This is a genomic window from Wenzhouxiangella limi (genome assembly GCF_010499265.1).
In the GTDB taxonomy this organism is placed as follows: Bacteria; Pseudomonadota; Gammaproteobacteria; order Xanthomonadales; family Wenzhouxiangellaceae; genus Wenzhouxiangella; species Wenzhouxiangella limi.
Map to the genome: position 1 here is coordinate 176,177 of NZ_JAAGSC010000039.1, position 14,967 is coordinate 191,143.

At 66.6% G+C, this 14,967-nt stretch carries 16 protein-coding genes; 14 read left to right on the plus strand and 2 right to left on the minus strand.

Annotated elements, in window-relative coordinates:
• Positions 1–15: 15 nt before the first annotated feature.
• Both G3I74_RS06560 and G3I74_RS06565 read left to right on the plus strand, forming a co-directional pair.
• A complete protein-coding gene (locus G3I74_RS06560; protein WP_164210892.1) occupies positions 16–627 on the plus strand; it encodes a glutathione S-transferase N-terminal domain-containing protein in 612 nt (203 codons plus the stop codon).
• A 4-nt stretch (positions 628–631) separates the two neighbouring features.
• The gene (locus tag G3I74_RS06565; protein ID WP_164210773.1) at positions 632–1,039 is read left to right on the plus strand and encodes a ClpXP protease specificity-enhancing factor; all 408 of its coding nucleotides are present in this window, start codon (positions 632–634) and stop codon (positions 1,037–1,039) included.
• A gap of 12 nt (positions 1,040–1,051) precedes the next feature.
• Here the strand turns inward: G3I74_RS06565 and G3I74_RS06570 are convergent, their stop codons facing one another.
• Together G3I74_RS06570 and G3I74_RS06575 are read right to left on the minus strand one after the other, a co-directional pair.
• Positions 1,052–1,387 carry a DUF3301 domain-containing protein gene (locus G3I74_RS06570; protein ID WP_164210774.1) on the minus strand — a complete coding sequence of 112 codons (336 nt, stop codon included), beginning with the start codon at positions 1,385–1,387 and terminating at the stop codon, positions 1,052–1,054.
• A gap of 22 nt (positions 1,388–1,409) precedes the next feature.
• Positions 1,410–1,937, minus strand: a complete 528-nt coding sequence (locus tag G3I74_RS06575; protein ID WP_203594590.1) for a Smr/MutS family protein — start codon at positions 1,935–1,937, stop codon at positions 1,410–1,412.
• 75 nt (positions 1,938–2,012) lie between these two features.
• On the opposite strand from G3I74_RS06575, the gene surE reads away from it, so the two are divergent.
• The 12 genes from surE to serS all read left to right on the plus strand — a co-directional run bounded on the left by surE (position 2,013) and on the right by serS (position 14,945).
• Complete coding sequence (gene surE, locus G3I74_RS06580; protein WP_164210776.1) at positions 2,013–2,807, plus strand: 5'/3'-nucleotidase SurE; 795 nt, start codon at positions 2,013–2,015, stop codon at positions 2,805–2,807.
• Between the two features lie 33 nt (positions 2,808–2,840).
• Complete coding sequence (locus G3I74_RS06585; protein ID WP_203594591.1) at positions 2,841–3,470, plus strand: protein-L-isoaspartate(D-aspartate) O-methyltransferase; 630 nt, start codon at positions 2,841–2,843, stop codon at positions 3,468–3,470.
• 39 nt (positions 3,471–3,509) lie between these two features.
• Entirely contained in the window at positions 3,510–4,382 is an 873-nt protein-coding gene (locus G3I74_RS06590; RefSeq protein WP_203594592.1) for a peptidoglycan DD-metalloendopeptidase family protein, read from the plus strand.
• 121 nt (positions 4,383–4,503) lie between these two features.
• Positions 4,504–5,826: an N-acetylmuramoyl-L-alanine amidase gene (locus G3I74_RS06595; RefSeq protein WP_164210778.1), complete on the plus strand. Its 1,323-nt coding sequence runs from the start codon at positions 4,504–4,506 to the stop codon at positions 5,824–5,826.
• A gap of 30 nt (positions 5,827–5,856) precedes the next feature.
• A complete protein-coding gene (mutL, locus tag G3I74_RS06600) occupies positions 5,857–7,602 on the plus strand; it encodes a DNA mismatch repair endonuclease MutL (protein ID WP_164210779.1) in 1,746 nt (581 codons plus the stop codon).
• Positions 7,592–8,575, plus strand: a complete 984-nt coding sequence (gene miaA / locus G3I74_RS06605) for a tRNA (adenosine(37)-N6)-dimethylallyltransferase MiaA (protein WP_164210780.1) — start codon at positions 7,592–7,594, stop codon at positions 8,573–8,575. Before mutL ends, miaA begins: the two co-directional genes overlap by 11 nt.
• Before the next feature lie 39 nt (positions 8,576–8,614).
• Positions 8,615–8,854, plus strand: coding sequence for an RNA chaperone Hfq (hfq, locus tag G3I74_RS06610; protein WP_164210781.1), 240 nt, complete (start codon positions 8,615–8,617; stop codon positions 8,852–8,854).
• Positions 8,854–10,158, plus strand: a complete 1,305-nt coding sequence (hflX, locus tag G3I74_RS06615; protein WP_338063077.1) for a ribosome rescue GTPase HflX — start codon at positions 8,854–8,856, stop codon at positions 10,156–10,158. Before hfq ends, hflX begins: the two co-directional genes overlap by 1 nt.
• A gap of 74 nt (positions 10,159–10,232) precedes the next feature.
• The gene (gene hflK / locus G3I74_RS06620) at positions 10,233–11,387 is read left to right on the plus strand and encodes an FtsH protease activity modulator HflK (RefSeq protein WP_164210782.1); all 1,155 of its coding nucleotides are present in this window, start codon (positions 10,233–10,235) and stop codon (positions 11,385–11,387) included.
• A 1-nt stretch (position 11,388) separates the two neighbouring features.
• The gene (gene hflC, locus G3I74_RS06625; protein ID WP_164210783.1) at positions 11,389–12,249 is read left to right on the plus strand and encodes a protease modulator HflC; all 861 of its coding nucleotides are present in this window, start codon (positions 11,389–11,391) and stop codon (positions 12,247–12,249) included.
• Between the two features lie 13 nt (positions 12,250–12,262).
• Positions 12,263–13,546, plus strand: a complete 1,284-nt coding sequence (locus G3I74_RS06630; protein WP_164210784.1) for an adenylosuccinate synthase — start codon at positions 12,263–12,265, stop codon at positions 13,544–13,546.
• Positions 13,547–13,658: 112 nt separating this feature from the next.
• On the plus strand, positions 13,659–14,945 hold the full coding sequence (gene serS, locus G3I74_RS06635) for a serine--tRNA ligase (protein ID WP_164210785.1): 1,287 nt from the start codon (positions 13,659–13,661) through the stop codon (positions 14,943–14,945).
• Positions 14,946–14,967 lie beyond the last annotated feature (22 nt).

A 14,967-nucleotide genomic window follows, 5' to 3' on the forward strand; every position in this document is an offset into this window, starting at 1 on the left:
AGAACGCTGCCCATGATGGCCCTGTACTCGTCCGAGAATTGCCTCGACTGCCACCGGGTGCGCTTTATCCTGGCGGAGAAGGGCATCAACGTAGAAATCATCCACGTCGAGCAGGATCGAGCCGCCACGGCGGATCTCGCCGAGCTCAATCCCTACAGCGAAACGCCAACGCTGGTCGATCGCGACATGGTGCTCTACGGTACCTGGGTGGTCGCCGAATACCTTGACGAGCGCTATCCGCACCCGCCGCTAATGCCCATTGACCCGGTGTCGCGGTCGCGGCTGCGCCTGGCCATGTACCGGGTCCATCGGGACTGGGTCCAGGCCGGCGAGACCCTGGAAAAATCGAGCGGCGAGAAGAAGATCGCCGCCACTCGCAAGGCCTTGCGCGACGACCTGATCGCCTCCGACCAGTTGTTCGGCCTGACCCCCTTCCTGCTCCACGACGAGCTTTCCCTGGCCGACTGTGCGCTGGTTCCGCTCCTGTGGCGCTTGCCGGCTTATGACATCGACCTGACGCCAAAGCAGATTCCCAACCTGACGAAGTACATGGACCGGATGTTCGGGCGCGATTCCTTTCAGCGCAGCCTGACCGAAGTCGAGCGTGCCCTGCGCGAGGGCGACTGAGGCCATGCTCTCCAGCCGTCCCTACCTGCTGCGCGCGGTCCACGAATGGATCGTCGATTCCGGCCTGACCCCCCACCTGATCGCCGACGCCGAGCACCCGGAACTCGACGTGCCGAACTCCGCCCGCCAGGACGGCCGCGTGGTGCTCAACGTCAGCCCCAGCGCCGTGCGCGATCTGCTTATCGACGGTGAATTGGTCACTTTTGTTGCCCGTTTCGGCGGCGTTTCGCGGGCCGTGACCGTGCCCATGGCCGCCGTGCAGGCAATTTATGCCCGCGAAAACGGCCGCGGCATGATGTTTCCTGACGAGGAGGAAGGCGAGGCCTCCGAAGCCGACCAGGAAGAGGCCCCGATCGACGAGGAAGAAGCGCGCAAACGCCGCCCCGGGCCGAACCTGCGCGTGGTCAAGTAAGCCGAAGCAGCGCTACTCGATCAGGCGGCTGCCGTCGGCCAGTTCGGCCGAAATCCGGACTGCTTTACCCCCTTCGAGAATCACTTCGCCGGACTGGCGCTGACCGCCGTCGGGGCTGAAATCGAACCGATAGCGCCGTCGCCAGCACAGCCGGTCATTGCGGCGCGCCGGCCACATTGCCGATAAGGCGACCGTCTGGTCCAGCAACTGCCATTGCTGACGTTGGCAGAAGCGGCCGGCGGCGTCGCGGGCAAGGTCGCGGGCGCGCACCGCCGTCATCCACCACAGGCATAAAGCCGCCAGCGTCAAAATGGCGGCGAAGGGTGTCTCCAGGCCGCTGTTGCCCACTATGGGTGCACCGGTGGGCTTTTCAGTGATCCAGAAGAATGTAGACCGCGCCGGTGCCGCCGTCTTTGGGCGGCGCGGATGCGAACGCGCAAACGGCCGAGTGGCGGGCCAGCAGGCCGGCGGCAAGGCGCTTAAGCTGCGGTCCGTCGGGGCCAGAGCGCAGCCCCTTGCCGTGGATGATCTTGACGCAGCTCAGGCCTGAACGCCGGGCGTGATCCAGGAAAAGGCGCATCGACTGCGAGGCGGCCGCGACGTTCATCTGGTGCAGGTCGAGCTCGTCCTGGACCCGCCAGTGACCGCGCCGCAGGCGGGTCAGCAGGCGCCGCTGGAGCCCGGGACGCAGGTAGCTGATCTCCTCGCCGGTCTCGACCTGGCTGAAGTCCACCGGCGCGGTGGCCAGTTCATCGATCACGGCGAGTTCATCGCGCCGGCGCTGGGCGGGCACGGGCCGGGGCGCGTCCGGTCGGCTCCGGTCGCGCTCGCTGCGAACTCTTCGGACGCTGCCGATCTCGGCCCGGAACAGCTCGCGTTCGTCGTCGGCAATGGTCATCAAAGCGGCTCCTGCGATGCTGTCGATCAAGCCCGATTCCATTATAGTTGTCGGTTTGGGACAGCTGATTCAAGCATGCATATTCTCATCTCCAATGACGACGGGCTGTATGCGCCCGGCATTCGCCTGTTGTCGGGGCGTCTCGGCGAACTGTGCGACCGGGTGACCGTGGTCGCGCCCGATCGCGACCGCTCCGGCGCGAGCAATTCGCTGACCCTGGATCAGCCGATCCGGGTCGAGCACCAGGACGACGGACGCTACAAGATCTACGGCACGCCCACCGACTGCGTCCACCTGGCCATTACCGGCCTGCTGGAAACCGAGCCCGACATGGTCGTGTCCGGCATCAACGCCGGCGCCAACCTGGGCGATGACGTGCTGTACTCGGGAACGGTGGCCGCCGCGATGGAAGGGCGTTTTTTGGGGCTGCCGGCCATGGCCGTCTCCCTGGTCTACGTGCCCGACGGTCCGCATCACTACAAGACCGCGGCGGAGGCGGCTGCCATCCTGATGCAGCGCCTGCTGTCCGAGCCCCTCCCGGCCGACACCATCCTCAACGTCAACGTCCCGGACCTGCCCTGGGAGGAAATCCGCGGCTTCGAGACCACGCGGCTGGGGCATCGGCATTGTTCCGGCGATGTCATCCCGATCGAGGATCCCAGGGGGCGCCCGTTCTTCTGGGTCGGCCCGCCGGGCAGCGAGGAGGACAATGGCCCCGGTACCGACTTCCACGCCGTGCGCAACGGCTACGTGTCGGTGACCCCGATCCACGTCGATTTGACCCGCTACCAGGCGCTGGAGCAGGTCAGCAACTGGATCGAGAGCCTTAATCGCAGCAATCTGGCCGAGCCGGATCGGACGGGAACCTGACCCTTGGCGGCGGGCGCGCACATGGGGATCGGGATGACGTCGGCCGCCACCCGCCAGCGTCTGGTCCGGCGCCTGGCCGACGAGGGCATCCGCGACCCGCGCGTCCTGGCCGCCATTGGCGAAGTGCCGCGCCACCGTTTCGTCGACGAGGCCTTGTCATCGCGGGCCTACGAAGACTCTGCGCTGCCGATCGGCAGGGGGCAGACCATTTCCCAGCCCTTTGTGGTGGCCCTGATGACCGAGGCCGTCCTCAGCGCGGTCCGTCCGTCGCGGGTGCTGGAGATCGGCACCGGTTCGGGCTATCAGGCGGCCGTGCTGGCGCAGGTGGCAGACCGGGTCTTTACCACCGAGCGCATCGGTGAGCTGCTCCGAACCGCGCGCCAGCGGTTCCACGAACTGGGCCTGCACAATATCCTGACCCGTCATGTTGACGGCCTTGCCGGCTGGCCGGGGCAGGCGCCGTTCGACGCCATCGTGGTCACCGCCGGGGGCGAAATACCGTCTGCTTTGTTTGCTCAGCTGGCCGATGGCGGAGTGCTGGTCGGTCCGGAACAGCACGGCGCCCATCAGGAACTGATCCGCGTGACCCGGTCCGGCGACGACTTCGAGCGCGAACAGCTGGGCGCAGTGACTTTCGTGCCGCTGCGGCAGGGGTTGGAATGAACGCCGCCGCTTTTCCGGGGTGATGCGGTGAGCGCTCGGGTGCTGCTTTCTGGCGTGGCGGTCGTCCTGCTGGCATTGACGGCGTGCGCCCCCATGACGCCGGCACCGGTTGAGCAACGCGACCCCGGGCCGAGCGCCGAGCCCGTGGCTGTACCGACGGTTTACCCGGTCAGACAGGGCGATACGCTGTATTCGATCGCGTTTCGCTACCGCCTGGACTGGCGCGAAGTCGCGCGCTGGAACCGGATCGAGGCGCCTTTCCTGATTCGACCCGGGCAGGAGCTGCGTCTGGTTGCGCCACCGCAGGCGCTGGCCAGCAGTGAAACGCCGTCGGTTCAGGGTTCAACCGAGCCGGCCTCCGAGCCTGTCCAGGCGCCGGCACCCGATCCGTTGCCGGCGCCACGGCCCGAGCCGGCCCCGGCCCCGGAGCCGGTCCCGGAGCCGGTCCCGGAGCCGGCCCCGGAGCCGCAACCCGAACCGGAAGACCGGCCGGCCAGTGCGCCGGCTGCGACGCTGCCGGCCGACGGTACCCGGCGGGTGGCCGGTATTGACTGGCGCTGGCCCACGGCCGGCCCGGTGGCGCGCCCCTTCGACCCGGCCGCCACCCGGCGCGGGATCGGCATTGCCGGGCAGAGCGGTCAGCCGGTCGTGGCGGCGGCCGATGGTCGGGTGGTCTACAGCGGCACCGCCCTGATCGGCTACGGCGAGCTGATCATCATCAAGCACTCCGATACCCTGCTTTCGGCCTACGCCCACAACCGGGTCCGCCTGGTCGACGAGGGCATCCGGGTTCGGGCCGGCCAGCCGATTGCCGAGATGGGCATCAGCGACCGCAACCAGGAACTGCTGCATTTTGAAGTGCGGCGCAACGGTCAGCCGGAAAATCCCCTGAATTTCCTGCCGAAGCGATGATGCGAGCAAGCCGATTTGCCAGATTTTTTCTGGGAAGCTGATGTATCTTTCCGTTTTGTATTGAAAAAAGGCTCTCGATCAGGCATGATTCATACCTGAAGTTTCCATCAAGGGCGATTGGATGGCGGTCCCGAGACCAAGTTTGATCCTGTTGCTTGGCCTGTTGCTGGGTGGATTTGCCGCGCCGGCATCGGCGGCCGAGGTGCACAACCTCAGGGTCTGGTCGAGTCCGGACAGCACCCGGGCGGTGCTGGACCTGGACGAAGCGGTGGATTACCGGATCTTCACCCTCGCTGATCCTGAGCGTCTGGTGGTTGATATCGACAACGTCCAGGCTGCCGGCGAGCTGCCTTTCGATCCGGACGACGGCGGCGTGATCGAGCGGGTCCGGCACGGCGTGCGCAACGGCACCGATCTGCGCGTGGTGTTTGATCTCAAGGGCAAGGCCGAGCCGCAGAGTTTCGTGCTGGATCCGGCGGGTCGCTACGGCCACCGTCTGGTCATCGACCTGAAGCCCGAGGGTGCCACCACGCCCACCGAACGCGTTCGTGAAGCGGCCCGCGCGGCGCGAAACGGCAAGCGCGACATGATCGTTGCCATTGATGCCGGGCACGGCGGCGAGGATCCCGGTGCCATCGGCCCGGGTGGCACCTACGAAAAAAAGATCACCCTGCAAATCGCGCGCGAGCTGGAGCAGCAGATCAACGACTCGCCGGGCATGCGCGCGGTGATGATCCGCACCGGCGATTACTTCGTGCCCTTGCGCGAGCGCTATGACCGCGCTCGCCAGGCCGACGCCGACCTGCTGCTGTCGGTCCATGCCGATGCGTTCCGCGATTTTCGGGTCCGCGGCAGTTCGGTCTACGTGCTGTCGCGCAGCGGGGCGTCCAGCGAGGCGGCGCGGCTGCTGGCCCAGAGCGAGAACGAGGCCGATCTGATCGGCGGCGTCAAGCTCGATCGCGGTGACGACATGCTCTCATCGGTGCTGCTGGATCTGTCCCAGAGTGCGGCCCTGGAATACAGCAATGACGCCGCCGAGCAGATCCTGCAGCAGCTCGGCTCGGTCGGGCGGCGTCACCGCAGGAACGTCGAGCGGGCCAACTTCGTGGTGCTGCGCTCGCCGGACGTGCCCAGCGTGTTGCTGGAAGTGGGTTTCATCAGCAATCCCGACGACGAGAAGAATCTCAATACGGCCGCCCATCGCCAGCGCGTGGCCACCGCCATCGTTGGTGGCGTGCGCAACCATTTCTTGCGCACCGCTCCCCAGGGAACCTGGATCGCGGCCAACCGCAGCGGTCAACAGCACGTGGTCCAGCGCGGCGACACTCTGGGCGTCATCGCGCAGCGCTACCAGGTCAGCATCTCCACGATCCGGGCGGCGAACAACATCAACGGTGACGTCATCCACCCCGGGGCCGTGCTGGTCATTCCCACCGGTTCTTGATCAGCGCTTGAATCCCGTAAACTTGCGGGCATGCCGATTTGCAAGCTGCCCCCCCACCTCGTCAACCAGATCGCGGCCGGCGAGGTCGTTGAACGCCCCGCATCGGTGGTCAAGGAACTGCTGGAAAACAGCCTTGATGCCGGTGCCGGTCGTATCCGGATCGATGTCGACGAAGGCGGTATTCGCCGGATGCGGATCAGCGATGATGGCTGCGGCATCGCCGCCGAGCAACTGGCGCTGGCGCTGGACCCGCACGCAACCAGCAAGATTGCCTCGCTGTCGGATCTCGAAGCGGTGGCCACGCTGGGGTTTCGTGGCGAGGCGCTGGCTTCCATCGCCTCGGTCGCCCGACTGACCCTGGCCTCGCGCACCCCCGAGGCTGCAGAAGGCAGCGAGGTTCGGGCCGAGAATGGGCAACTGTCGTCGCGCCAGCCGCGCGGCATGCCGCCGGGCACCATCGTCGATGTGGAAGACCTGTTTTTCAACACGCCGGCGCGGCGCAAGTTCGTGCGCACCGAGCGCACGGAGTTCGGTCATATCGATGATCTGGTTCGACGGCTGGCGCTGGCGCGTCCGGCGACAGCCTTCGAGCTGGTTCACAACGGCCGCGCGGTTCGCAGGCTGGTCGCCGCGACCGATGAGCGTTCGCGCCAGCGGCGCGTCGGTGATGTCTGCGGACAGGCATTCGTCGACCAGGCGCTCTACCTGGAAAACCGCCACGAGGGCCTGGCCCTGGAGGGCTATATCGCCCGGCCCAGTTTTTCCCGCAGTCAGGCTGATCTGCAGTTCTTCTTCGTCAACGGCCGGCTGGTTCGCGACCGCCTGATTGCGCACGCGGTTCGTCAGGCCTACCAGGACGTGCTCTTTCACGGTCGTCACCCGGCGTTCGTCCTCCATCTGACCATCGATCCGGCGCGCGTGGACGTCAACGTGCACCCGCAAAAAACCGAGGTGCGGTTCCGTGATTCCCGACAGGTGCACGGTTTCCTGTTCTCCACGCTTCACCGCGCGCTGGCCGAGACCCGTCCGACGGCTGACCGGAGCGCGCCGGCGGCCGCGCCCGCCGTGTCCGGAGCGACCTTCCGGCCCGCGCAAGGCGGGCTTGGTCTGGGGGTTGCCGAATCCGTGGCGCGCTACGCCGGGCTGGCCGGCGCCAGCGCTCATGCAGGAACGCAGGACCCGGAAGCGGATACACCGCCGCTGGGCTTTGCCGTGGCCCAGATCCACGGCGTCTTCGTGCTGGCCGAAAATGCCGCAGGGCTGGTGATCGTCGACATGCATGCCGCGCATGAGCGAATCGTCTACGAGCGCCTCAAGCAATCCTGGTCCGAACAGCGGGTCAAGGCGCAGCACCTCCTGGTGCCCGAGCGGGTCATGGTCAGCGAACGCGAGGCGCTGGCCCTGGAAAAGCGCGTCGGCGAGCTGAATCGCCTCGGTTTCGAGCTCGAGCTGGCCGGACCGGATTCGGTGACGATCCGGGCGGTTCCGGCCCTGTTGGCCGGCAGCGACTGCATCCAGCTGGTCCGCGACGTGCTCGCCGACTTGGTCGAGATGGGCCGCAGCGAGCGGGTCGCCGAGTTGATCGACGATCTCCTCTCGACCATGGCCTGCCACGGTTCGGTGCGCGCCAACCGGCGCCTGAATCCCGACGAAATGAACGCCTTGCTGCGCGACATGGAAAGAACCGAACGCAGCGATCAATGCAATCATGGCCGGCCGACCTGGGTGCAGCTCGACATGAAGTCCCTGGACCAGCTGTTCCTGCGTGGCCAGTAACCCGGATCCAGAGGGCGGATTGCCGCCGGCCGTGATCCTCACCGGCCCGACCGCGGCCGGCAAGACGGCCGTGGCCCAGATGCTTTACGACCGTTTTCCCGTTCACTTGATCAGCGTCGACTCGGCCCAGGTATATCGCGGCCTGGATATCGGCTCGGCCAAGCCGGATGCTGCGTTCCTGGAGCGGTATCCGCATGAGCTGATCGACCTGCGCTGTCCGGAGCAGAGCTACTCGGCGGCCGATTTCGCGGCCGACGCCGAAGCGGCCATGCGGCGCGCGGCCGCAACTGGCCGGATACCAGTGCTGGTGGGGGGAACCGTGCTTTACCTGCGCGCGCTGCTCTACGGTCTTGACCCTTTGCCGGCGGCCGATCCGGCGTTGCGCGAGCGCCTGCGCCGGCGCGCGGAGCGTGACGGATGGGTCAGTCTGCACGCTGAGCTGGCTCGGCTTGACCCGGCAACCGCGGCCCGGATCCGCCCGTCTGATCCGCAGCGCCTCCAGCGTGCCATGGAGGTGCTGGAACTGACCGGTCGGGGCCTGGCAGCGCACCATTCGGGCCCGCGCCGGCCGCGCTTTCGCACGCTGCGCCTGGTGCTCACGCCGGCGGACCGGACCGAACTGCACCGGCGCATCGAACGGCGGTTCGCCGCAATGCTGGAGGCGGGGCTGGTTGACGAGGTCCGCGCCCTGCGCCGGCGCGCAGGCCTGCGCGCCGATCATCCCGCCATGCGCGCGGTGGGTTATCGCCAGGTCTGGCAATATCTGGACGGGGCGTTCGATCGATCAGTCCTGATCGCTCGGGCCGGCGCGGCGACGCGCCAGCTGGCCAAGCGCCAGCTCACCGCGCTTCGAAAGTTTTCCGATGCGCTCTGGTATGATCCGAACCGAATCGGGTCCTGTGCGGTCATAGACAGCCAGGTGCGCGATTTCATGCGGGCGTTGGCGGTGGGCCGGAATGTCAGATTCCCGTAAACCCATAACAATCAAAGACATATTCGGAAGGAGACAGGCATGTCCAAGGGACAGTCACTACAGGATCCCTATCTCAACGCGCTGCGGCGCGAGCGTGTACCGGTCGCGATCTATCTGGTCAACGGCATCAAGCTGCAGGGTCAGATCGAATCATTCGATAACTTTGTGGTGCTGCTGAAGAATTCAGTCAGCCAGATGATCTACAAGCACGCCATTTCCACGGTGGTCCCGGCAAGAAACGTGCGCCTGGCGCCGGAAGAGGAGGAATCCGACTCCTGATCCCGACCGACCCGTACCCGTCCCGGTCTGAAGGCGGCCGGACGCTGCTGCTGCATCCGCTGATATCGGCCTCCGACGACGCCGATTCCCGCGAGGAATTCCGCCGTCTGGCCGAGGCGGCCGGCGTGAGCGTGATCGCCGAGGTTCAGGCGCCGCGTGATCGCCCCGATCCGAAGTTCCTGGTCGGCTCCGGCAAGGTCGAAGAGGTTGTCGGGCTGGTCGAAGACAACGACATCGGCCTGGTGCTGGTCAACGGTCGGCTCAGCCCGATTCAGGAGCGCAACCTGGCGCGTGCGCTGCGCTGCAACGTCCTCGACCGCACGACCCTGATCCTGGATATTTTTGCCCAGCGGGCCCGCTCGCACGAAGGCAAGCTGCAGGTCGAGCTGGCCCAGCTCAAGCACCTCTCCACCCGGCTGGTTCGGGGCTGGACGCATCTGGAGCGCCAGCGCGGCGGGATCGGCTTGCGCGGGCCCGGGGAGACCCAGCTCGAAACCGACCGCCGCCTGCTGGCCGATCGCATCCGCCAGCTCACGGCCCGGCTGGGGCGCGTCGAGCAGCGGCGCGCACAAGGCCGCCGGGCGCGCCGCCGCAGCGACATCCCGCTGGTCGCGCTGGTTGGCTATACCAACGCCGGCAAATCGACCCTGTTCAATCGCCTGACCGAATCCGCGGTAATGACGCGCGACCAGCTGTTTGCGACCCTCGACCCCACCGTTCGGCGGATCGAGGCGCTGCCGGGCTCGCCGGTGCTGCTGAGTGATACCGTGGGCTTTATCCGCGATCTGCCGCATGAGCTGATTGCCGCCTTCCGCGCGACCCTCGAGGAGACCCTGGGCGCCAGCCTGGTCGTTCACGTCATCGACGCCTCGGACCCCGATCGGGGCCGCCATCAGGCCGTGGTTCAGGAGGTGCTGGAAGAAATCGGCGCCGGTGAGTTGCCGATGCTCAAGGTCTACAACAAGGTGGATCGCACGGCGCAGTCTGCCGGCGTGGAGCGCAACGTGGCCGGCCAGGTCGAGGCGGTGTGGCTGTCGGCGATGACGGGCGAGGGGCTGGATGCACTGGGCAGCGCCATCGTCGAGCGACTGGGAGAGGGCCGTATCCGGCGGGAAATTCACCTCCCGCCCCAGGGCCAGCGGTTACGCTCTCGTCTGTTCGATCTCGGCGGCGTTTGTTCGGAGCAGGTCGAAGACGACGGCAGTATGCGCCTGCAGGTCGACCTGGCGCGCCGGGATGCCCGAATTCTGTCGCGTCTTGACGGCGTCGATGGCAAACTGGCAGAAGATCTACTGTTAGACTAGCGGGCTGTTTGGTTGAGAAGTCCAGCCTCGCTGAATCCCTTTTTCCCCTTGAAGTAAAGGACACGGAGAACTCAATGCCCTGGAATGAACCCGGACGCGGAAGCGGCGGCGACGATCGCGACCCCTGGAAAGGGGGGAATGGCCAGCAGCCGCCGGATCTGGACGAGGTGTTTGCCAACGTCCAGCGTCGCCTGAAAAAAATCATGGGCAGCGGTGGCGACGGCGGTGGCCGCAAGAGCGGCAGCAGCGGTGGTCCCTCCATGGGCGGCATCGGTCTGCTCGTCGGCCTGCTGATCGTGATCTGGGTGGCGTGGAATTCCATCCACATCATCGACGAGTCCGAGCGCGGGGTCGTGCTGCGCTTCGGCGAATATGTCCGCACGATGCCGCCGGGCCTGAATTTCACCCTGCCCAGCCCGATCGAGAAGGTGCAGACGGTCAACGTCACCAGCGTTCGTTCGCTGGAAAGCGCCAGCCGCATGCTCACCGGGGACGAGAACCTGATTGATCTGGCCTTTGCGGTTCAGTATCGGGTGGTTGATCCGGAGGCGTTCCTGTTCAACGTCCAGGTGCCGGAAGAATCCCTGGGGCACGCCGCCGACAGCGCCATGCGCGAGATCGTCGGCACCAACAACATGGATTTCATTCTCGAAATCGGTCGCGGGCAGATCGCGCTGGATACCCAGGCGTTGCTGATCGAGGTGCTGGAGCGCTATGGCTCGGGCCTGGAGATCACCTCGTTCAACCTGCAGGAAGTGCGGCCACCGACCCAGGTCCGCCAGGCGTTCGACGACGTCGTGCGGGCCCGCGAGGACCAGATCCGCTTCGCCAACGAAGCCCAGGCCTACGCCAACCAGGAAATTCCCGAGGCGCGCGGTCGCGCCGCACGGGTGCTGGAAGAAGCCGAGGCCTATCGCGAATCCATCGTCGCCAAGGCCACGGGTGAATCCGATCGCTTCACCTCGGTGCTCGACCAGTACGCCTTGGCGCCGGAAGTCACGCGCGAGCGCCTGTATCTCGAAACACTGGAGAAAGTGTATGGCCGGTCGGCAAAGATCCTGATGGACGTCGATTCTTCCAACAATATGTTTTATCTGCCGCTGGATACGCTGGGCGGCGGTCGGGCGCGCTCGGCGCCGCCACCGCCGGCGCCGCTGATGTCGCCATCAGAGCAGCAGCGGGTCAGCCAGACCGATCCGCGCGCACGCACCGGCCGGGGAGTACGCTGATATGAAAATCTTTCTGCCCATCATCCTGGTCGTCGCCGTCTTTGTCGGCTTGAACAGCATTTTCGTGGTCTCGGAGACCGAGCACGCGATCAAGTTCCGGCTGGGTGAAGTCGTGCGCTCGGACTACGAGCCCGGGCTGCACTTCAAGATGCCGTTCATCAACAACGTGCGCAAGCTCGAGCGCCGGATCATCACCCTGGACATGCGTCCCGAGCAGATGAACACCGCCGAGCAGAAATTCGTCGAGGTCGACTACTACGTCAAGTGGCGAATTGAAGACCCGCGGGATTACTACGTGGCTACCCAGGGCGACATCATGTTCACCCGCTCGCGCCTGGCCCAGCTGATCCGCAACGACCTGCGCGACGAGTTCGCCCAGCGTTCGTTGAGCGAGGTCGTCTCCGAGCAGCGCCGCGAAATGATGGAACAGCTGCTCAACCGCGCCGACCGTCGCTTCGAGGATTTCGGCATCGATGTCATCGACGTGCGGATCAAAAAGATCGAGCTGACCGAAGAAGTGCTCAACTCGGTGTTCGAGCGCATGCAGACCCAGCGCACCGAGTTCGCCAACGAGCTGCGTTCGCTGGGCCGCGAGCGCGCCGAGCGGATTCGTTCCGACGCCGATCGCCAGGTCCGCGTGCTGCTGGCCGACGCCGAGCGCGACGCCCAGCGCCTGCGCGGTGAGGGCGATGCCCAGGCCATCCAGATCTACGCCGAGGCGTTCGACCGCGATCGCGAGTTCTTCTCCTTCTGGCGCAGCCTGCAGGCCTATGACGCCTCGTTCGGCACCGACAGCGACATCATGCTGATGGATACCCGGTCGGAGTTCTTCCGCTACTTCGACCAGCGCAACGTCGACTGACCGGAGAACGTTCATGAGCCGATCGGTGGTCATCCTCGGCACCCAGTGGGGTGACGAGGGCAAGGGCAAGATCGTCGACCTGCTGGCCCACGAAGCCGACGCCGTGGTGCGTTTCCAGGGCGGCCACAACGCTGGCCATACCCTGGTCATCGACGGGGCGAAGACGGTGCTCCACGTCATTCCTTCCGGCGTGCTCACCGACCGCTCTCGCTGCCTGATCGGCAACGGCGTGGTGGTTTCGCCGCGGGCCCTGCTCGACGAGATCGAGGGGCTGGAGGCGCGCGGAATCCAGGTTCGCAAGAAGCTGGGGATTTCGCCGGCCTGTCCGGTCATCCTGGGTTGCCACGAGGCCCTGGATCACGCCCGCGAAAAGGCCCGCGGCCGGCGCGCGATCGGCACCACCGGGCGCGGCATCGGGCCGGCCTACGAAGACAAGGTGGCCCGCCACGGGCTGCGCCTGGCCGACCTGGCCGACCCGGCCCGGCTGGCCGACAAGCTCGAGGGCATTCTGGATCTGTATAACTTCGTCCTCCAGCAATACTTTCACCAGCCGGCGCTGGACGGCGCGGCCATCGCCGACGAGGCGGCCCGCTTTGGCGCCGAACTCAAGCCGATGTTCGCCGACGTCACCGGGGAACTGCACGACTACCGGCGCAACGGTCAGGCGATCCTGTTCGAAGGCGCCCAGGGCAGCCTGCTCGATATCGATCACGGCACCTATCCGTTCGTGACCTCTTCGAACACCACCGTGGGCGGGGTGATGTGCGGGACGGGGGTGGGGCCGCAGGATATCGATTACGTGCTCGGCATCACCAAGGCCTACACCACCCGGGTCGGCGGCGGGCCGTTTCCGACCGAGCTGGACGACGCCGGCGGCCGCCGCATGGCCGAGCGCGGGGTCGAGTTCGGTGCGACCACCGGCCGCCCGCGCCGCTGCGGCTGGCTCGACGCCGTCGCCCTGCGCCGCATGGTGCGGGTCAACGGCGTCAGCGGGCTTTGCATCACCAAGCTCGACGTGCTCGACAGCTTCAGCGAGGTGCGGATCTGCACCGCCTACGAGGGCGTGGACGGTTTTCCGGTCGGCGCCGAGGAATGGTCCCGGGCGCGTCCGGTCTATCAAACCTTGCCGGGCTGGGAAGGCACCACCCAGGGACTGACCGACCTGGACGGCCTGCCGCGCGGCGCGCGCGCTTACCTGGACCGGATCGAGGAACTGGTCGAGGCGCCGGTGCACATGCTCTCGACCGGGCCCGAGCGCGACGCCAACGTCATACTGCAGCATCCTTTTTCCGCCTGAGCGCGCAAATCGGCCGGGTCGTGCCGGCAAAACCGTTTATTCTTGCTACTTGATTGCCCCCGCCGGGCCGACGGCGCGGTCGGGACACCAAGATGGAAGCGGACACAGGATCATGCTGGACCCACAGTTGCTGAGGAACGATCTCGAGCGCGTCACTTCCGCCCTCGCGCGGCGCGGTTATCACCTCGACATGGAAAGCTACGCGGCGCTGGAGGCGCGGCGCAAGTCCATCCAGGTGCGCACCGAAGAGCTTCAGAACCTGCGCAACGTGCGCTCGAAATCGATCGGGCAGGCCAAGGCGCGCGGGGAGGACATCGAACCACTGCTGGCCGAGGTGGCGCAGATCGGCGAGGACCTGAAACAGGCGCGCCAGGAGCTGGACGGCATCCGCGCCGAGCTCGAGCACATGCGGCTTGATATGCCCAACCTGCCGGCCGAGGACCTGCCGGACGGGGCCGACGAGGACGACAACCGCGAAGTCCGGCGATGGGGCGAACCGGGGCAATTCGACTTCGAACCCAGGGATCACGTCGAACTCGGCAGCCTGCTCGGCGGTATCGACTTTGACGCCGCCGCCCGCCTGGCCGGCAGCCGCTTCGCGGTGCTGGGCGGTGGCGTCGCCCGCCTGCACCGGGCCCTGGCCCAGTTCATGCTCGACCTGCACACCCGCGAGCACGGCTACCGCGAAATGTACGTGCCCTACCTGGTGCTGGAATCGGCCATGCGCGGCACCGGCCAGCTGCCCAAGTTTGGCGAGGACGCGTTCGCCTTTGACGGCGATCCCGAGCGCTACCTGATTCCTACCGCCGAGGTCCCGCTGACCAACCTGGTTGCCGACCAGATCGTCGAGGCCGACCGCCTGCCGCTGAAGCTGGTCGCCCACACGCCCTGTTTCCGGCGCGAGGCCGGCGCGTACGGCAAGGACACCCGCGGCATGATCCGCCAGCACCAGTTCGACAAGGTCGAGATGGTCCAGATCACGACGCCGGCTGATTCGCAGGCCTGCCACGAGGCTCTGACCGGGCATGCCGAGGCAGTCCTTCGGGCGCTGGAGTTGCCGTATCGGGTCATGCTGCTGTGCACCGGTGATACCGGCTTTTCGGCCGCCAGGACCTATGACCTGGAGGTCTGGCTGCCCGGACAGCAGGCCTACCGCGAGATCTCTTCGTGTTCCACCTTCACCGATTTCCAGGCCCGCCGCATGCAGGCGCGCTGGCGCAACCCGGACACCGGCAAGCCGGAACTGGTCCACACCATCAACGGTTCCGGCCTGGCGGTGGGGCGGACCCTGGTCGCGGTGCTCGAAAACGGCCAGCAACGCGATGGCTCGGTGCGCGTGCCCGAGGTGTTGCGGCCGTGGATGGGTGGCCTCGAGACCCTGCAGCCGGAGTCGACGTGATGGCGTTCGGGGCCGCAGCGGC